19 protein-coding genes and 1 tRNA gene are annotated in these 17,396 nt (G+C 71.4%); 13 read left to right on the forward strand and 7 right to left on the reverse strand.

Annotation, left to right across the window (positions count from 1 at the left end; all coding sequences use genetic code 11):
* The first annotated feature begins 37 nt into the window (after positions 1 to 37).
* From AABM41_02310 to AABM41_02330, 5 genes are all read left to right on the forward strand, one after another.
* Entirely contained in the window at positions 38 to 520 is a 483-nt protein-coding gene (locus AABM41_02310) for a YbaK/EbsC family protein (GenBank protein MEK6191140.1), read from the forward strand.
* Positions 521 to 539: 19 nt separating this feature from the next.
* Positions 540 to 1,295 carry a hypothetical protein gene (locus AABM41_02315; GenBank protein MEK6191141.1) on the forward strand — a complete coding sequence of 252 codons (756 nt, stop codon included), beginning with the start codon at positions 540 to 542 and terminating at the stop codon, positions 1,293 to 1,295.
* A 115-nt stretch (positions 1,296 to 1,410) separates the two neighbouring features.
* Positions 1,411 to 4,236, forward strand: a complete 2,826-nt coding sequence (locus AABM41_02320) for a GAF domain-containing protein (protein ID MEK6191142.1) — start codon at positions 1,411 to 1,413, stop codon at positions 4,234 to 4,236.
* A 45-nt stretch (positions 4,237 to 4,281) separates the two neighbouring features.
* Entirely contained in the window at positions 4,282 to 4,977 is a 696-nt protein-coding gene (locus AABM41_02325; protein ID MEK6191143.1) for a hypothetical protein, read from the forward strand.
* A gap of 17 nt (positions 4,978 to 4,994) precedes the next feature.
* Positions 4,995 to 5,993 carry a WYL domain-containing protein gene (locus AABM41_02330; GenBank protein ID MEK6191144.1) on the forward strand — a complete coding sequence of 333 codons (999 nt, stop codon included), beginning with the start codon at positions 4,995 to 4,997 and terminating at the stop codon, positions 5,991 to 5,993.
* On the opposite strand, the gene AABM41_02335 is transcribed toward AABM41_02330, so the two are convergent.
* From AABM41_02335 to AABM41_02345, 3 genes are all read right to left on the reverse strand, one after another.
* Entirely contained in the window at positions 5,984 to 6,688 is a 705-nt protein-coding gene (locus tag AABM41_02335; GenBank protein MEK6191145.1) for a hypothetical protein, read from the reverse strand. The genes AABM41_02330 and AABM41_02335 overlap by 10 nt on opposite strands.
* 8 nt (positions 6,689 to 6,696) lie before the next feature.
* Positions 6,697 to 7,611 carry a Ku protein gene (locus AABM41_02340; GenBank protein ID MEK6191146.1) on the reverse strand — a complete coding sequence of 305 codons (915 nt, stop codon included), beginning with the start codon at positions 7,609 to 7,611 and terminating at the stop codon, positions 6,697 to 6,699.
* A 142-nt stretch (positions 7,612 to 7,753) separates the two neighbouring features.
* Positions 7,754 to 8,227, reverse strand: a complete 474-nt coding sequence (locus tag AABM41_02345) for an OsmC family protein (GenBank protein ID MEK6191147.1) — start codon at positions 8,225 to 8,227, stop codon at positions 7,754 to 7,756.
* On the opposite strand from AABM41_02345, the gene AABM41_02350 reads away from it, so the two are divergent.
* Positions 8,211 to 8,843, forward strand: a complete 633-nt coding sequence (locus AABM41_02350) for a hypothetical protein (GenBank protein MEK6191148.1) — start codon at positions 8,211 to 8,213, stop codon at positions 8,841 to 8,843. The two genes, AABM41_02345 and AABM41_02350, sit on opposite strands and share 17 nt — an antisense overlap.
* A 26-nt stretch (positions 8,844 to 8,869) precedes the next feature.
* Here AABM41_02350 and AABM41_02355 read toward each other — a convergent pair whose 3' ends face one another.
* Together AABM41_02355 and AABM41_02360 are read right to left on the reverse strand one after the other, a co-directional pair.
* Positions 8,870 to 9,472 (reverse strand): hypothetical protein, encoded by a 603-nt coding sequence (locus AABM41_02355; GenBank protein MEK6191149.1) that lies wholly within the window; start codon positions 9,470 to 9,472, stop codon positions 8,870 to 8,872.
* Between the two features lie 23 nt (positions 9,473 to 9,495).
* The gene (locus AABM41_02360; protein ID MEK6191150.1) at positions 9,496 to 11,220 is read right to left on the reverse strand and encodes an ATP-dependent DNA ligase; all 1,725 of its coding nucleotides are present in this window, start codon (positions 11,218 to 11,220) and stop codon (positions 9,496 to 9,498) included.
* A gap of 21 nt (positions 11,221 to 11,241) precedes the next feature.
* Between AABM41_02360 and AABM41_02365 the strand changes: the two genes are divergently transcribed.
* Both AABM41_02365 and AABM41_02370 read left to right on the forward strand, forming a co-directional pair.
* Positions 11,242 to 11,652, forward strand: a complete 411-nt coding sequence (locus AABM41_02365; protein MEK6191151.1) for a hypothetical protein — start codon at positions 11,242 to 11,244, stop codon at positions 11,650 to 11,652.
* Positions 11,653 to 11,681: 29 nt separating this feature from the next.
* A tRNA-Glu gene (locus AABM41_02370) sits at positions 11,682 to 11,758 on the forward strand.
* A gap of 3 nt (positions 11,759 to 11,761) precedes the next feature.
* Here AABM41_02370 and AABM41_02375 read toward each other — a convergent pair.
* Positions 11,762 to 11,941 carry a hypothetical protein gene (locus AABM41_02375; protein ID MEK6191152.1) on the reverse strand — a complete coding sequence of 60 codons (180 nt, stop codon included), beginning with the start codon at positions 11,939 to 11,941 and terminating at the stop codon, positions 11,762 to 11,764.
* An 8-nt stretch (positions 11,942 to 11,949) separates the two neighbouring features.
* Positions 11,950 to 12,393, reverse strand: coding sequence for a hypothetical protein (locus tag AABM41_02380; protein ID MEK6191153.1), 444 nt, complete (start codon positions 12,391 to 12,393; stop codon positions 11,950 to 11,952).
* A gap of 141 nt (positions 12,394 to 12,534) precedes the next feature.
* Between AABM41_02380 and galU the strand changes: the two genes are divergently transcribed.
* From galU to AABM41_02405, 5 genes are all read left to right on the forward strand, one after another.
* Positions 12,535 to 13,413, forward strand: a complete 879-nt coding sequence (gene galU / locus AABM41_02385) for a UTP--glucose-1-phosphate uridylyltransferase GalU (GenBank protein ID MEK6191154.1) — start codon at positions 12,535 to 12,537, stop codon at positions 13,411 to 13,413.
* Positions 13,414 to 13,418: 5 nt separating this feature from the next.
* A complete protein-coding gene (pknB, locus tag AABM41_02390; protein MEK6191155.1) occupies positions 13,419 to 15,026 on the forward strand; it encodes a Stk1 family PASTA domain-containing Ser/Thr kinase in 1,608 nt (535 codons plus the stop codon).
* 72 nt (positions 15,027 to 15,098) lie between these two features.
* Positions 15,099 to 15,419 carry a thioredoxin gene (gene trxA / locus AABM41_02395; GenBank protein ID MEK6191156.1) on the forward strand — a complete coding sequence of 107 codons (321 nt, stop codon included), beginning with the start codon at positions 15,099 to 15,101 and terminating at the stop codon, positions 15,417 to 15,419.
* A gap of 12 nt (positions 15,420 to 15,431) precedes the next feature.
* Positions 15,432 to 16,037, forward strand: a complete 606-nt coding sequence (locus AABM41_02400; protein ID MEK6191157.1) for a hypothetical protein — start codon at positions 15,432 to 15,434, stop codon at positions 16,035 to 16,037.
* A gap of 59 nt (positions 16,038 to 16,096) precedes the next feature.
* Positions 16,097 to 17,392 carry a Mur ligase family protein gene (locus tag AABM41_02405; protein MEK6191158.1) on the forward strand — a complete coding sequence of 432 codons (1,296 nt, stop codon included), beginning with the start codon at positions 16,097 to 16,099 and terminating at the stop codon, positions 17,390 to 17,392.
* Positions 17,393 to 17,396 lie beyond the last annotated feature (4 nt).

Raw genomic sequence — 17,396 nt, forward strand, 5'->3', positions numbered from 1 at the left:
TGCCCCGCAGCCTAGCACTCCCCGTACCATGGGTCGCATGCCAGGAGCCGATGACCGGGTGGCCGCGGCCGCCGCGGCGGCCGGGCTGCAGATCTCGATTCAGCGCTTCCCGGAGGGGACGCGCACGGCCGAGGACGCCGCACGGGCCGTGGGCTGCAAGGTGGCCCAGATCGTCAAGTCGCTCGTCTTCGTTGCCGACGGCCGACCAGTGCTCGCGCTGATCTCCGGAGACGATCGGCTCGACCCGGGGCGATTGGCGACCATCCTGGGAGTCCAACGGGTCGATCGGGCGGATGGCGATGCGGTGCGGGACGCCACCGGCTTTGCCATCGGCGGCGTCCCACCCATCGGTCATGTTCGACCCCTGCCCATCCTGATGGACCGACGCCTGTTGGACCATGCCGAGGTCTGGGCGGCGGCCGGGCGGCCAGACGCGGTTTTCTCGGTCGCCCCCGAGCACCTGCGACAGGCCAGCGGTGCGCAGGTGGCCGATATCGCGGTCGACAGGTCCGGCGTTTGAGCGCCTCATACTCGCGGCCGTGAGCGAGGCCGCCCTGCCCATCCTGGCCGTGGCCATCGGCCTGCTGGGCGCGGGGTTGGGGGCCGCACTCATCCGTTCCAGTGGAGCCGACACACGAGCCGGGCGACGCCTGGCCGGCGCCCGCGCCGCGCCGCTGGCGACGCTCCAGGACCTCGCCGCAAGTGACCAGCTGCCGCCCGGACCGGTGCGGGTCGAGGGCCGCGTGCGATGCGCCAACCCCCTGGTGACGCCCGACGGGGACCGCCTGGCCGCGCTCCACCGCGACGTGGAGGTGCAGCTGCCGGACGGCCGATGGCGCGTCATCGAGCGCCTGCGGGAGGCGCGACCCATCGACCTGTGGGAACGGTCGTCCTCCGTCCGCCTTGATCTGGCCCAGATGGCCGAGCCGCTCATCGGCATTCCGCGGGTCTGGGAGGGCTCGCCCGCCGAGCTCGGCGACAAATACAGCCCGGCCATCGACCGCGTCGCGGGCGAGCTGGGACCTCTCCACCGGGCACGGGCGACGACCCGCCAGCTGAGCCTGGTGGACCAGCTCATCGTGCTGGCCATCGCGCGCCGAGACGAGCACGGTCGACTGCGGCTCGAACCGCCGCCCGGCGGGTTCCTGGCGGCCAATGTCGAGCTCGACACGGCGATGCGCCTCCTGGCCGGTCCCCGCCGGACCCGCATGCTCGCCGGCTTCGCCGTGGGCCTGGTTGGCGCCGTCGTCGCGGTGGCTGGGCTGATCGGGGTGCTGTTGGTCCTGCCCGGCTGACCGGGGGAGGTACGAACGGGGCATGGAGCCGCAGACCTATCGTTTCTAGCATGGGCCACACGCCGCCTACCAGATCCTCCATTCGGGGTTCGGGCGACGCGATAACGGGGATCTCGTGGCTTCAGGCTCCGCCAGTCCTCCGCGGCCCGACGCGCTGATCAGCGTGGCGCAGGCGGCTGCGGTGCTGGGTGTGCACCCGAACACCGTCCGGGCCTGGACCGAGAGCGGACGGCTGGCCGCCTGGCGCATCAACCCGCGCGGTGACCGGCGCTACCGCCGCGCCGACGTGGAGCGGCTGCTGGCCGAGGGCACCGGGAAGTCGACCGGCTCCGATGGTGCGCTCACTCCCTCAGCCCGGAGCACGGATGCCGACGCCGAGGCGGCCGTGCTCACCCGAATCTCGCAGGGGACCGTCGAGGCTGGCAGCGTCGCCGCCGTCTGCCGCGTGACCGTCGAGTCGCTGCGCACGGTCGAAGCCATCGCCCGAGTGGCGGTGTACCTCGTGCGCGACGATCGGCTGGTCCTCGAGACACACTCAGGGCACAGCGCCCCGCCTCCGCCCACCCTGGCCTGGCCATCCGACGCGGAGGATTTCGGGCCCGACGGCAGCTTGCGCCTGCCATTGACCATCGGCCAGGAGCGCATCGGGGTGCTCCTGCTGGCCGACGACCTGAAAGGGGCATTCCTGCGAAGCCGGCGTCGATTCATGAGCGCGGTGGCCGCCACGACCAGTGTCGCGTTGCGCCACGCACGGGCCATCGCCCGGGCCCGCCGCGAGCTGACTCGGGCCCGCGCCCTGGCCGGCGTAACCCGCGAGCTGACCGGCCAGCTCGAGCTGGGCGCGGTCTTGAGCGACATCGCCGACCGCACCCGTGGCCTCTTCGACGCCGACCGCGTCGGCCTGTGGATGATCAACGAGGAGCGCGAGCATCCGTTCGAGCTGGCCGCCGAGCGCGGCATCAGCCCCGCCTTCCAGGCCATGATCAGCCGGCTGACCCTGACCAGCGCATCGCTGGGGACCCAGGCCGTCCGAGAGCGGCGCACGTTCGTCGCCCGCCACGCCGACACCGACCCCACCACCGGCGTCATGCAGGAGGTCTACCGCGACGAGGGAATCAAAACCGCGTGCCTGGTGCCGCTCGTCACCCACGACCGCGCGGTGGGGGTGATCGGCCTATACCACGCGCGGGACCGCGATTGGCCCGACGACGAGCTGGCCCTGGCCCAGGCGTTCGCGAACCAGGCGGCCGTGGCCATCAGCAACGCGCGACTGTACCGCTCGACCGCCGAACAGGCGGCGCGCATGCGATCCATTCACGACCTGTCGGCCCGCCTGAACCGGCTGACCGATGTGCAGGCCATTGCCGACGCGATCGTGGCCGAGGCCAGCACCCTGGCGGCCTTCCATGACATCCGCATCTACACCGTTGACTGGGAGCGGGGGACCTGCGAGCCGATCGCCTTCACCGACCGCCTGACGGGGGAGGGGGACTTCCGCGACCTGTTGCGGGTCGACATCGGTCCCGGATCGTTCACCGGCTGGGTGGCCGCCAACGCGCAGCCCATCCTCAGCAACGATGCCCTGAACGACGGGCGGGGCCACACCATCGAGGGCACCGAGGAGATCGAGGAGTCGATGCTGGTGGTGCCCATGGTCTACGAGGGCCGCTCGGTGGGCGTCATCGCTCTGTCCAAGCTGGGCGTCAACCAATTCTCGACCGATGACCTGCAGACGATGATGATCTTCGCCGGCTACGCTGCCCAGGCGCTGGTCAACGCCCGGAGCTATCGGCGCCTGGAGGAGCAGTCCAGCCAGCTCGCCCGCCAGCTGGATTCGCAGCGCAAGCTGCTCGACGTCAGCGCCCGGGTCATGGGCACCCTGGAGCAGGAGGACATCCTGGAGGTGGTGGCCGACGGGCTGAAGGCGGTCGTCCACTACGACAACCTGTCCATCTACCGCGCCGACCACGTCAAGCAGGTCCTGGTCCCGGTCCTCACCCGCGAGGAGCACGCCGAGGAGGTGGCCCGCTACATCATCCCGTTCGGGCGGGGCCTGATGGGCTGGGTGGTCGAGCACGCCGAGGCGGTGCTGGCCAACGACGCGCTGGCCGACCCCCGCGCGCTTCAGATCCCGGGCACGCCGCCCGACGCTGAGGCGCTGGTCGTGGTGCCCCTCATCAGCGACGGCCAGGTGAACGGCGCCATGAACGTCGGCCGGGTGGGCGGCGAGGAGGTCTACTTCAGCGAGACCGATTTCGAGCTCGTGCAGCTGTTCGCCGCTCAGGCTTCGGTCGCCCTGCGAAACGCGGACGAGCACCACGCCATGAGCCTGCGGGCGTTGACCGATGCCCTCACCGGGCTGGCCAACCACGGGGCCTTTCAGCGCGACCTGACGTCCGCCATTGAGGCGGTGCAGAGCGGGCAGTCCGGTGAGGGCCAGCTTGGCCTGCTGATGATGGACCTCGACCGATTCAAGACCTACAACGATCGCTTCGGCCATCCGGCCGGCGACGCGCTCCTGCACGCCGTGGGCGAGGCGCTGTATTCCGCCACCCGCAGCGATGACCGGGTGTACCGATATGGCGGCGACGAATTCGCGATCATCCTGTCGGGCGTCGGCCTGCCCGAGGCCCAACGGGTCGCGGAGCGGGCACGGCGGTTAGTGGCCGCCGTCTCCCTGGAACGCGGCGCGGCGCCGGTGACGATCACGATCGGCGTGGCGCTCTTCCCGGACCACGGCGCCAGCAAGGACGCGCTGATCGCGGCCGCTGACGGCGCGCTCTACAGCGGCAAGCAGGCGGGAGGCGACCGGGTGATCGTGCCGGGCGAAGCGCCGAAAACCCGCAGCCGGAAGGCCGCAGAGCCGGTCGACCCCGGACGCGCCGAAGAGCAGCGCCGCCGCCGCAGCGACGCCCGCCGCGCGAAGTCGTCCGCCGCCTGACCCTCGTCCGGCCCACGACGGGCCGGGTGCTATCCTCGGCCCCCCATGCGTGATCGACGCCGCGTCCCGCTGCGCCCTGCGGCGATGGCGCTCCTGGTGGCCGCCCTCTCCGCCGCCTGTGTGACCTCCCCCTCGCCCACGCCCTCCCCCAGCCTCACGCCGCGCCCGACCCCGACTCCCACCCCGTCCCCGACCCCGGTCCCCACCCCCCGCTTCACGAATGAACCCGATCCCAGCCTGTCGGCCCTCATCCCGGCCCAGGTCGGGGCGTGGGCCGTGGAGCAGCCGCCGATCGCGGATTACGCCATCACGCCGGGCGACATCGGTCAGGCGGCCTACGGGGAGCTTGGCGCCCGGTTCCAGACCCTGGTCATCGCCTTCGTCCGGGAACCCCGACTGAGCCTGTATGCCGTGCGGGTGAACCCATCGGCGGTGACCACGCCCGACCTCGAGCCCTACCTTGCCACGGCCGGCCGCTACGTGGGCATCGCCGGCCTCCAGCGCGAACCCTGGGAGCTGGCCGACGTCGCCGGGCACTGGGTCTGGGTTCGGCCCTCGGACGACGCGACCCTGCCTGGCACCCACGTCTACACCTGGGCCGCAGACGAGTTCGTGTTCCTCCTGATCGGCGTCAGCGATGAAGTCAACCAGGCGCTGATCGCCCTCCTCCCCGGTGAGCCACCCCCAACCCCCAGCCCCGCGCCGACCACGAGCCCGGCGCCCAGTCCCAGCGCCTCCTAGACTGGCAAGCCAGACCCATGGATGACGACCTGGCCGGCCCGGCCCGCAAGCGCGATCGGCTGGCGCGTCTGCTGGCGGTGGCCTCGATCCTGTACGCCAAGGGCAGCACCGAGCAGGGCGTGCCCGTGTCCGAGATCGCCCGCCTGACGGGCATGAATGTGCGGACCGTGTACCGCGACCTGCGCGCCCTCGAGGACGAGCTGGCGATGCCCATCTTCCAGGCCGGTCGAGGCCGTTACGGGATCGAGCGCCGCTTCTTCCTGCCGCCACTCCACCTGACCGTGCCGGAAGCCATCGTCCTGTTCCTCGCCGCGCGGCTCATCGCGCGCTGGTCCGATGAGTCGGACCAGGTCGTCATCAGCGCCTTCATGAAGATCGCCAGTGAGCTCCCGCAGCCCATCGCGCGCCATGTGACCGCCACCATGCTGGTCATCGGCGAGCAGCGCCTCAACGAGCCGTTCACGGCCATCTTCAACGTCGTGGCCCGCGGCTGGGCCGAGGGCCGGGTGGTGGAGATCACGTACGACTCCGGCACCGGCCCGGCCCGCCACACACGGTTCCGGCCCTACCTGCTGGAGCCGTTCGCCGCCGGACGCAGCATCTACCTCATCGGCCACGACGAGACCGTTGACGCCATGCGGACCTACAAGGTGGAGCGCATCCGTCAGGCGACCCTCACCCTCGACCGATACGAGATCCCCGACGCGTTCGACCCGGACCAATTCCTGGCCAACTCGTGGGGCATCTGGTCGTCGGACACCACCCCGCCGGTCGACGTTCGGCTGCGCTTCGATGCCGGCGTGGCGCGCCGCGTCCGGGAGACCATCTGGCATCGCTCGCAGGTCCTCACCGACCTCCCCGACGGAGGAGTCGAGCTGACCGTCCGGGTGGCGGGCATCGTCGAGATCCGGCCCTGGGTCCTCTCCTGGGGCGACCAGGTGGAGGTGCTTGCCCCGCCGGAGCTGCGCGAGGCGGTGGCCGGAGCGGTGCGGGGCGCGACCGAGCGCTACGCCTGAGGCTCGCCCAGCGGGAGCCGCAGGATGAGGGCCAGGGTTGGCCGGGGCCGAGGTTGGGCCGGTAACACCGGCGCCCGCAGCCACGCGTCCCCGGCCGCGCCGGCGCGGTATCGGGCCGACAGGCGGCGCGCGGAGAGGCCCTCGATCCCCAGCCGTGCCAGGGCCTCGGCCACCAGGGTCCCGTCGTCCGGATATCCATGCCCGACCGTGATCCGGTCGCCCGGGGCCAGGATCGCCCCCAGCCACTCGCGCCGGATTCGGAACGAGCGCCGGGTGATCGGCTCCCCGGCCGCCCACAGCAGGTCGGCGGCGACGTACGCCGCGCGGCCGGCATGCGGCTGCCGCCCACTGAGTCGGGCGCGCAGGAGTTCGGGGTCCGGTCGACCCTCGGGATCCAGCACGAGCAGGGTGCCGTCAAGCACGACCCCGTCCTCGGCCAGCTGATCGGGCAGCTCCCCAAGCTCTGGGAATGCGCCCTCGGCATCCGCCAATCCGGCGACCTGGAGCCGAACGCGGCCACGTTCCGCCGAGGCTACCGCGCGGGCACCGGGCCACCACGGCTCAAAAAAGTAGTCGGGGTGGTCGAACGCGGCGTCGACCTCGGTCGGCTGCATGGTGTTGACGCGATCCGGCAGACGGAGCCGGGGAGAGTCGAGCGCGGGAAGCTCCGGCAGGGGGAGCTGTTCGGCCGGCACGCCGGCGCTCAGGCGGTCTTGCGCCGCCGGGTCTGACGCTCACCGGCGGCGGCCGGCTCGGCCTTCTTGGCTCGGCTGGCAGCCTTGGCTCCGCCTGCCGCCTTGGCCTTGGCAGCCGGTCCACCGGCGGCCGCATCGCGGCGCGCCTCCCGAGCAGCGGACACGCTGGCCTCCAGCGCGGCCATCAGGTCTCCGATCCGGGTCGGCTCGGCCTTGGCGATCGGCGTCGGCTCCTCGCCGGCCACCTTGGACTCGATGACGCCCATCAGCGCCTGGCGGTAGTCGTCCTGGAACTCCTCGGCCTTGAACTCGCCGGTCATCGACGCGATGAGCTGCTCGGCCATCTTGCGCTCGGAGGCCTTGATCTCGATACCGCTGCTGTCCACCGCCAGCTCTTCTACAGAGCGGATTTCATCGGGCCAATGGAGGGTGGTCAGCAACATGGTGTCGGCGTACGGGTTGATGGCGGCCAGCTGCTCGCGGTCCTTCATGACCACCTTGCAGATGGCGCTCTTCCCGGTGTCGGCCAGCACCTCGCGGAGGAGGAAGAACGCCTTCTTGCCAACCGGATCGGGCTCGAGGTAGTAGGCGCTCTTCACGAACTGCGCCCCGTGCTCCTCTTTCTGGGCGTCCACGAACATGGCAATCTCGATGGCCCGGATGGTCTTCAGCGGCACGGCTTCCAGATCGTCGTCGGTGACCACCACGTACCGACCCTTGCTCCATTCATAGCCTCGGACCGTCTCGGAGCGGGGCACGACCTCGTCGTGATGCGGGCAATAGATCTTCATCTGGATCCGGTTCAGGCAGCTCGCGTGCAGCATGTTGAACCCGATTCCGGTCGACTCGGTGGCGAGGTACAGCTTGACGGGGATCGTGACGAGTCCGAACTGGATCGCCCCCCGCCACATCGCGCGTGCCATAGGGTGGGTTAGGTTACACCCCTCCGCCAACTGCTCAGCAGAGGGCAGCCGGTGCGCCAGTACTACTGGGGTGCCCGTTCAGCGGCATTGCCGATTCAGGCGTCCCATCCGAGACTCCCCGCGTGACATATCGGCCGACGACCTACGCATTCGATCGATCGGGCCCGGTGATGACCACAAGCGCTTCCCGATCGGGCTGCCCGGCTTGACGCAGCCGATACCGATGCTCCAGCGTCACCGACCGGCTCAGCATGGCGCTGACCGGGCAGTAGCGGGTGGCCGACAGCTCGATGGCCCGGTGCAGGGCCTCGGGCTCCACCGCCCCGCTGAGCTGGTGCTCGATCACGATCCGGGTAAAGACCTGCGGCGGACGCGCAGCCGTTACGGCCTCCACCGCCACCTGGTAGCTGCTGGGCGCCTGGCGCTTCTTGGCCAGGATGGCCGCCACGTCCATCCCGGTGCAGCCGGCCAGGCCCACCAGCACCGCCTCGCGCGGGGAGGCCCCGGCTGGAGTCCCGGCATCCGGGCTGTCGATCGTGACCGTGAAGCCGGACCCGGTCTCCGCGTCGGCCCGCAGCGAGGACGCGGGCGCGGGGAACGTGGCCAGGACCCGCATCGGCACGGGGCGACTCTACCAGCGCTCCGGCGCCGCCCACGCATGGGAAGCTGAAACGATGCAGGTCCTGACGCCGGAGCATCCGCCGCGCCGATTCGAATGGTTGCGGGCCCGGCGGGACCCGACGGCGGAGGCCGACGGGCGGGCCCTCGAAAAGCTGCTGGCGCCAGTCCTGGACGACTCGTACGTCCTCGTACTGTCGCCCCGTATCCCCGGTGTCGATCGCGGCCTGCACGGATTGCTCATCGGGCCCGGCGGCGTGCGGGCGCTGCTCGTCCGCCATTGGAACGGCCATTTCCGCCAGCGCGGCCGGGCCTGGGAATACGACGCTCGGGGGCGACGGGGGTGGGTGCCGTGCCGAACCGATCCCACCCGCGACGGGCGACGGATCGTGGACCAGGTCGGGCGCTGGATGACGGACGCGCTCGGCACCCGGCTGCCGATCGAGGCTGCCATCGCCTTCCCGGATCGACACAGCCGGATCGAGCTCACCAGCGACCCGGTCACCGAGGTCGTGACCATCGACAACGCCCCGTGGTGGGGCAAACGCGTGGGGCGAGTCCGCCAGCTGGATGGACGAAGCGCCGGCCGCCTGCTCGAGGCGCTCGGGGCGTGAGGAGCGCTCGAGAGGCCGCTCCGGGGCTAGGCCGGTTCCTCCGGGGGCAGCCAGTCGCGAACGGCATCCTCGGGAAGGATGTCGGCCAGCAGCTCCTCGGGAGCTTCGTCGTCGGACGACAGGAGGACCTCGGCCAGGCTGCGCTGGACGGCCAGCACCGGTGACTGGCGGTTGAACTGCGGGTACTCGGCGCAGACGACCGACACGTCGGTCAGCGCCAGGAATCGGTCCGAAGCGTTGAGCAAACCGTCCATCGGGCGGCTGCCCTGCGGGACATGGATCATGCCGGTCAGCCAGAATGGGCGGACCGCGATCTGGGTCTGCACCGGGCGCTTCGGGATGCGCAGCTCATCGGCGCTGCTGTCGTCCACCCCGCTGCTGCTCCCGAACAGGACGGCCTCAACCGGAACCATGACCTGCTGCGCCGTGCGCGTCGAGCCGGGGTCCGCGTAGTCGGTGACGGTGGCTTCTTCGACGATCAGGTGAGTGGAGCTGCTCAGGTTGAGGATGTCGGCGACACGCCGGAAGCGGGTGGCCATCCGGCCGCTGACCCGATACCCGGAGGTGTACAGCTCCACCTGGACCTGCACGACCTGAGGGCCAAACTCACCGCTGTCCCAATCGGTCACCTTGGGATGCTACCGCGTGTGAGCTACTCGCCGTCCAGCTTGCCAGTGGCGGCGATCCGGGCCTCGCTGCCGCCACGCCCGGTGGCCAGCAGGATCCGCCCGCTGGCCTGGGCCTGGTACAGGGTCTCCACGGTGGCCAGGTCATCGATCTCGGCCACGGTCTTGTCGTCGCGCACTCGCACGATCCGTGGGAAGCGCAGCGCGAACCCGCTCCCGTGCCGACCGCTGCGCATGATCCGATCGAACGCGATCTCAACCACGACCTCCGGCACCACGCTCCGGAAGCGTCCGAAGTCGCGCACCGTGGTGCGCAGGAAATGCTCGGTGAAGGCGGCGATCTCGGCATCGGTCAGGCCGGTGTAGGCCTTGCCGATGACGGCCAGCGAGGCACCGTCCGGCTCGCGCACGGCAAAGGTGTAGTCCGACAGGACGCCGCGACGCTTGCCGTGGCCCCACTCCACGCCGACCACCACGCAATCCAGGGTGGCCAGCGCCTTCTTCAGCTTCAGCCAGCCCAGGCCGCGCCGGCCGGGCTGGTAGACCGAGGTCGGGTCTTTGACCATCAGCCCCTCGTTGTGCCGCTCACGGGCGGCGTCGAACAGCTCGTCCACTTCCTCCGCTGAGCGGGCCCGGTTCAGGCGCGCGTACAGGAACCGGGCGTCGGTTCGCTCGGGGAGCTCGAGGCGCTCGAGAGCGGTGCGCCGATCCCGAAGTGGCCGCTCCAGCAGGTCCGCTCCGTTCAGATGGAGGAGGTCGAACGCGACCAGGGCGACGGGCACGCGCTCGAGAAGGGCGGCGTCGGGCCGTACTCGGCCCAGACGAGTCTGGAGAGCCGCGAAGTCCAGCACCGCGCCCGCCTTGAAGGGCACGAGCTCACCGTCGAGCACGAGCGACTCGGACAGGTCCGCGACGGCCGCCGTGACCTCCGGGAAGGAAACCGTGATCTCCTTCAGGTCACGACTGAACAGCCGACCCTGGCCGTCGCGGAGGTGGAGCTGAGCCCGGATGCCGTCGTACTTGTCCTCCACCCAGGCCTCGGACCCGACCCGCCGCATGACCTCGGCCGCGTCGCCGACCGGAGTCGCCAGCATGGGCCGGATGGGCCGACCCAGGTCCAGCGCGGCCTGGTCGAGCGTTCCCCGGCGGGCCAGTTGGGCCGCCTCGCCCGGCTCGCCGAGCAGCATGAGCGCCCGGCGGACCGATTCGAGCGGCGCCGCGAAAGCAGCGGCGATGGCCTCTTCGAGCAGCCCTTCGCGCAGGCCGATGCGCAGCTCGCGCGCCGCGATGCGGCCCACGTAGCGGGCCTCGGCCGGGGTCGCGCGCCGGAACAGGTCGGCCATCAGGGCCACCCGCGCCTCGGCGCTCGAGGCATCGGACATGGCCCGGTAGCCGCGTGCCACATCGGACACGGTAAGCGGCGGCCCCGCCGATTGCCGGCCGGCGAGCAGCTCCGCGGCCACATCCCCGAAGTCCGAGTGGCGCAGCCAGGCAGCCGACATGGCGCTCTCGTCCACACCGCTGGCCGCCGCCAGCGCGGCCGCCTGCTGGACCCAGCCCAGGCCCAGGCGGTCCGCGGCGCCGGGGAGCGGCTTGCCCGACAGGAAAGTGGCCGCCGACGGCAGGTCGCCGGCGGGCAGCTCGCGCAGGTAGGTCGCCAGCCGATCCCGCTTGGCCAGCTTGGAGCGGGTGGCGGCCACGTCGTCGGCGGCGGTCGCGAACGCGGCAAACGGGGAGCTGCGGGGCGCCATCGGAGGAGTCTAGGCGCCCGCTTGACGGGCGCCTACGGTCCGGCCACCCTTGCGGGCAATGGTGTCCTGGCAACGCAGCCCGTCACTGAAACGACCGTGACCGCCCAGCCACAACCGCGGCGCCTCTCCCCGCTGTGGCGGACCGCGGTCATCTGCTTCGTCGGCCTGACCGTATCGGGAGCATTGATCGCGCTGTCGCTTTTCACGCGCAACGTCGACCTGTTCGTCATCCTGACCCTGGTCGCAACCTTCCTCTCGGCCGGGGTCGGGGTGTTCGCCGCGATCCAGGGCTGGAGGGGGTCGCAGCGGGCGGCGGCCCGGGGCGCGCAGGGCCGTTCGGCGGCTATTGCCGTGGCGGCCGGGCTCATGCTGATCGTCACCGCGGTCGCCATCTCGGGCGCGATTTGGGTCGGCCTTCTGTTCTTCCTGTAGACCGACATCGGCCTACCATGTGGTCGACCGCCCCCATCGTCTAGAGGCCTAGGACGCCACCCTTTCAAGGTGGAGATCACCGGTTCGAATCCGGTTGGGGGCGCCAACCCTAGACGTGATGGATCTCCATCCGCTCCCCGCACTCGGGGCAGTGGAGCAGGAGCAGCTTCGGATCGTCCGCCGAGGGCCGCCAGGTGTAGACATCGGCCTCAGTCACGATCTCGCCGCAGGTTGGGCACTCGGCTCCGAACACCAGCCACTGCTCGCGCGGCAACGACTGACGGCCCACGGCGGTGCCTAGTCCTCGGCGGGGGTATCGGTCGGCGTCGGCCCGGCAGGGGGCGGAGGCTCCCAGCCCGGCATCCGGGAGGGCGGTTCGGAGAGCACCTCGCGGGCGGCCGCGGCCTCCTCGGGGCTGGCCAGCAGGGAGTAGCGCATGGCGTCGTAGCCCGGCCAATGGCCCACGTCGCCGTCGCGGATCATGACCGCGCGCTTGAGATGGGTGCCGGTGACGTCCTGGACCGAGCGGTCGAGCACCTCGTAGTCACGCCCGGTGACCTCTCGCAGCGCGTCGGGCAGGGTCTCGACCAAGTAGTAGGGATCGGGGTTGACGGCCAGCGCCCGGCCCAGCGCCTCGACCACGGTCGCATCGGGCAGGTCGCGGGGGAGTGGACGGCTGATGTATTCCATCCGGGGGTCCCGGCTGGGACCCAGGAGCGTGCGCCACAGGCTGCGAACCATCGGACGGCGATTGTACCGATGCCGGCTGACGGGTGGCTGCCCGCCCATCGGTATACTGGCCGCCGCGTGAAACCGTCCGTCCACCCGCCCGGCAGGACCGACCCGCGCCGCTGACAGCCAGCCACCTGGAGGAACCTTCGCATCACCGCGCGCGTCCGCAAGGCGGTCCTCCCCGCCGCCGGCTTCGGGACCCGATTCCTGCCGGCAACCAAGGCCATTCCCAAGGAGATCCTGCCCCTCGTCGACCGGCCGGTCATCCAGTACGCGGTCGAGGAAGCCGTCGCCTCGGGCATCGAGCAGATCATCATCGTCGTCGGTTCGGGGACGAGCGTCATCGAGGAGCACTTCGACTCGCACCCGGCGATGGAGCGCTGGCTTGAGGATCGGGGTGACATCGAGCTCCTGCGCGCGGTCCGCCACCAGTCCGAGTACGGCGCAATCGCGTATGTCCGCCAGAAGGAGCCGCTGGGGCTGGGCCACGCGATCCTGATGGCCAAGGAGCTGGTCGGCGACGAGCCGTTCGCGGTGCTCCTTCCCGACGATGTCATGGTCAACCCCGGTGGGGCCCCGGTCATCGCGCAGCTGATGGAGGCCCACAGCGCGCACCGCGGATCGGTGATCGCCATCACCCGGGTCCCGCCCGCCGAAGCCAGCCGCTACGGGATCGTGCGCACCACCCGCGGCGAAGGCCGGCTGTGGGAGCTGGCCGACGTGGTCGAGAAGCCGCCGGTGGACGAGGCCCCGTCCGACCTGGCGGTGCTGGGCCGCTACGTCCTGAGCCCGCGCATCTTCGACGAGCTCGAGCACACCCCCCAGGGCGCTGGGGGCGAGATCCAGCTCACCGACGCCATTCGGTCCCTCATCGCCGACCAGACCGTGTACGGCTACCAGTTCGCCGGCCACCGCTACGACGCCGGCACCCGGATCGGCTGGCTGGAGGCCAACGTGGCGCTGGCCCTGGAGTCGGACCTGGCCGACGACTTCCGCACCTACCTCCGCGGCCTCGACCTGCGAGACTAGCTGCCATGAGCCAGGCGGCCAAGGGCCGGGTCATCGCGGGCCGCTACCAGCTCATCGCCCTCGTCGGCGAGGGGGGCATGGCCACTCTGTGGCGGGCGATGGACGAGCAGCTCGAGCGCGAGGTGGCGGTCAAGATCCTCCGCCCCCAGTTCGGCGCCGATCCCGGATTCGCGGCTCGATTCCGCAATGAGGCGCGGATCGCCGGCTCGCTATCCCATCCCAGCATCGTCCAGGTCTACGACTTCGGAACCGATCCCGACGGCGGCGACCAGTACATCGTCATGCAGCTGGTCGAGGGCCAGGACCTGGCCGCCGTCCTTCGCGAGCGCGGCCCGCTCGCGGTCAACGAGGCGGTGGGCATCGGAGCCGCGGTTGCGGATGCCCTGGACGCCGCGCATCGCCACGGGCTGGTGCACCGCGACATCAAGCCCGGCAACATCCTGATCACGCCCGCGGGGCGGGCCCTGGTCACGGACTTCGGCATCTCGCGCGCCATCACCGACGCGTCGATGACGGTGACCGGGACCACGATCGGTTCGGTGCACTATTTCAGCCCGGAGCAGGCGGCCGGCGAAGAGGTAGGCCCGCCATCCGACATCTATGCCTTGGGCATCGTGCTGTACGAGATGCTGAGCGGGCGCCGCCCATTCCAGGCCGACTCCGCCGCCGGGGTGGCACTCAAGCGCCTGAACGAGCCGCCACCACCCCTGTCGACCGGGATCCGGCCCATCCCGCCTCGTCTCGATGCGGTGGTCATGCGCGCCCTGGAGCGGGACCCGGCCCGTCGCTACGCGAGCGCCGCCGATTTCGCGCGGGCCCTCCGCGACTGGCCGAGCGAAGAGGAGACGGCTGCCATCGTGGCCCCGCTGCCGGTGGCCCCGCCTCTCGTCGTCCCTCCACCAGTCGTCCCGCCGCCGCTCGAGCCCGAACCCCCGTCTGGGCCGCCCTTCGGACCGCCCTTCGTGCCTCCGCCTGCCTTCGGCCCGCCCCCCAGGAAGGGGCAGCCGTGGTGGATCTGGCTGTTGGCCGTCCTGGCGGTACTCATGCTGGGCGCGATGGGCTTCCTGGCCGCTCGCCTGCTGGGAGCCATCGGGCCCGACGCGGAGGCCAGCCCCAGCGCCGAGGTGTTCGCCCTCCCCAACTGGGTCGGGGACCCGATCGTGGCCGTCCGCGCGGAGGCCGACCGCCTGGGCCTCCATCTGGACGAGCGGCCCGAGTCCAGCGAGGACGTGCCCGAGGGCGAGGTCGTATCGACGGATCCCGAGCCGTTCTCCCAGGTCCACGAGGGCGACCGGATCAGGGTCTTCGTGAGCTCCGGCGAGGAGACGGTCGAGGTCCCACTCCTGGCTGGGCAGACGCGGGATGAGGCGAGGGACACCTTGGTCGCCGCTCAGCTGCAGCTTGGTCTCGTCACGCAAGAGCCCTCCGACCAGCCGGAGGGAACGGTGATCCGATCCACCCCCGCGGCGGGCACGACGGTAGAAGCCGGCTCGCAGGTCGACATCGTGCTGTCGGCCGGGCCGACCCCCAGCCCGACGCCACTCCCGACACCTCCGCCCACGCCGGTCCCGACGCCGACACCCCCGCCCCCGATGCCCGAGCCTTCGACCTAGCCCGGGCTGACCGGCCGGCGGTGCTAGGATGGCCGACGCTTCACCGTCCACCGCCAATGAGGTCATGTGCCGATGTCCCCCGTCGCCGTCGACGAGACGACGTTCGAGTCCGAGGTGCTGAACAGCGAGAAGCCGGTCCTGGTTGACTTCTGGGCCCCGTGGTGCGGCCCGTGTCGACTGGTGTCGCCGGTGGTCGAGTCGATCGGTGACTCACACGCCGACAAGATCGGCGTGGCCAAGCTGAACACCGATGAGAACCAGGAGCTGGCGATGCGCTACAGCATCTTTAGCATCCCGACCCTGATCCTGTTCAAGGACGGACGCGAGGCTGCTCGACTGGTCGGCTACATGCCGCAGCCGGTGATCGAAGAGCGCCTGAGGGACTGGCTGTAGGCCAGTCACCCGATGGAGGGACGGCCACCACCCCGCCAGATCGTCATCCGGCCCGAGCGCCGGACCGGTCCCGAACGCCGTCAGGCCGAAACCTCGTCGCCGGGCGACCGCCGCGAGGGCGACGAGCGGCGCACGATGTGCTGGGAGGTCGAGAACTGCGATCTCGCCATCCGCTACCGGTGCCCCGCCTTCATCCTGCGCCGGCCGTGCTGGGAGCTGTGGGCGGTGGAGGGCCTGGGCCCCGCCCGCGCCTGCTGCCACAACGACACCGACTGCGAGCCGGGCCGATGTGCGATCGCCGAGAAGCGGTTCGCGGCTACCGCCACCGCCACCGCGACCGCCGAGCCACTGGCGGTGCACGTCGGGCGGCGTGGCGCGCCGCTGGGCTTCAGCCGGCCCCGGCGCCACAGCTGTCCGAACTTCTTCGTGACCCATGGGTCGGGAGATCGGATCCCGGTCGACGCCCCGCATCTTCTCCGATCGTTGGCCAAGCAGGAAGGCACGGTGTCGCGCTGCCGGGTGCGCGGTGGCGTCCACCTGGACAGCGGATATGTCACCGACCTGTGCCTGACCGGGCAGTACCGCGACTGCGTGTTCTACGAGGACGAGCAGGACTGAGCGCGGCCCTCGCGTACCCGGCTGCGGTAGCGGCCATTCGCCGCCGGGGGCGCTTCGGGGTGAGCCTGGGCCTGGCGCGCATCGAGCGCCTGCTGGCCGGGCTCGACCATCCGGAGCGGCAGCTGCATGGCGCCCTGGTGGGCGGCACCAATGGCAAGGGCAGCGTGGTGGCGCTGGCTGGCGCCGTGCTGCACGAGGCGGGCGTGCGCGTGGGGTCCATGCCGAAGCCGCACCTGGTCGCGTACCGGGAGCGGATCCTGGTCGACGGCCAGATGCTGCCTCCAGCGGCCTTTGGCGCCACCGTCGAGTCCGTGCTCGTCGAAGCGGACCGCATCGTCGACGAGGGCGGGCCACCGACCGAATTCGAAGTCCTGACCGCGGCGGGCTTCCTGGCCCTGGCGCGGGCCAGGGTGGATCTCGCCCTGGTCGAGGTCGGCCTCGGCGGCCGGCTGGACGCCACCAACGCGGCGGATCTGGGGGTGGCGGCCGTCACCACGGTGACCCACGACCACGAGCGTCACCTGGGACACACCCTGGCGGCCATCGGCGGCGAGAAGGCGGCCATCATCAAGTCCGGTGACCTGGCGGTGACCGGCGCCCGCGGGCAGGGCCTGGCTCCCATTGCCGCGCGGTGCGCGGCGTTGGGCGTGCCACTCCGCCGGGCCGGCCCCGGCCAGGGGTGGGAGGCGCGCGTCGTGGACAGCGGCTGGGACGGGGTGGTGGTCGACCTGAGAACGCCCCACGGCTGGGTGCGTGACCTTCGGGTCGGGCTGCTGGGCAGCCATCAGGCAATGAACGCGGCGGTGGCAGCCGCCCTGCTCGACGCGCTGCGCGAGGACGGGGAGCGGCGGGGCCGGCCGGTCACGGTGAGCGAGGAGGCGCTGCGGGCCGGCCTGGCCGCCGCCCGCTGGCCGGGGCGCCTGGAGCTGTTCGGCGCGGCGGCGGGGGGCCGCGACGTCCTGCTCGACGGGGCCCACAACCCCGCCGGGGCGCGAGCGCTGACGCGGGCGCTGGGCGAGCTGGGCGTGCGCCGCTTCCCCCTCGTGTTCGGGGCCATGCGCGGAAAGCGGGTGGCCGCTGTGCTGCGCGCGCTTGCGCCCCTCGAGCCGCGCCCGGTGTTCACCGCGGTTGCGGACCCGCATGCCCTGCCGCCCGACCGGCTGCTGCGGACCTGGCGACGGGTCGCTCCCCACCTCCGGGGAGCCGAGGCCGGCACGACGGCACCGACTCCCGACCAGGCCCTGCTGCGGGCTGCCGCACTCGGTCCGTCCGCCGGGCCGGTGGTCGTGGCCGGCTCGCTGTACCTGGTCGGCGCGATTCGTGCCACGCTGACCGGCGAGCAGCCCGACGCCTGAGGAC

Source organism: Chloroflexota bacterium (genome assembly GCA_038040195.1).
Taxonomy (GTDB): Bacteria; Chloroflexota; Limnocylindria; order QHBO01; family QHBO01; genus DASTEQ01.

Excerpts from the sequence above, each read along its gene's own strand:
- AABM41_02310 (MEK6191140.1), top strand. The coding sequence starts at position 38 with ATGCCAGGAGCCGATGACCGGGTGGCCGCGGCCGCCGCGGCGGCCGGG.
- AABM41_02325 (MEK6191143.1), top strand. The coding sequence starts at position 4,282 with ATGCGTGATCGACGCCGCGTCCCGCTGCGCCCTGCGGCGATGGCGCTC.
- AABM41_02330 (MEK6191144.1), top strand. The coding sequence starts at position 4,995 with ATGGATGACGACCTGGCCGGCCCGGCCCGCAAGCGCGATCGGCTGGCG.
- AABM41_02340 (MEK6191146.1), bottom strand. The coding sequence starts at position 7,611 with ATGGCACGCGCGATGTGGCGGGGGGCGATCCAGTTCGGACTCGTCACG.
- AABM41_02345 (MEK6191147.1), bottom strand. The coding sequence starts at position 8,227 with ATGCGGGTCCTGGCCACGTTCCCCGCGCCCGCGTCCTCGCTGCGGGCC.
- AABM41_02360 (MEK6191150.1), bottom strand. The coding sequence starts at position 11,220 with ATGGCGCCCCGCAGCTCCCCGTTTGCCGCGTTCGCGACCGCCGCCGAC.
- AABM41_02380 (MEK6191153.1), bottom strand. The coding sequence starts at position 12,393 with ATGGTTCGCAGCCTGTGGCGCACGCTCCTGGGTCCCAGCCGGGACCCC.
- pknB (MEK6191155.1), top strand. The coding sequence starts at position 13,419 with ATGAGCCAGGCGGCCAAGGGCCGGGTCATCGCGGGCCGCTACCAGCTC.
- trxA (MEK6191156.1), top strand. The coding sequence starts at position 15,099 with ATGTCCCCCGTCGCCGTCGACGAGACGACGTTCGAGTCCGAGGTGCTG.
- AABM41_02400 (MEK6191157.1), top strand. The coding sequence starts at position 15,432 with ATGGAGGGACGGCCACCACCCCGCCAGATCGTCATCCGGCCCGAGCGC.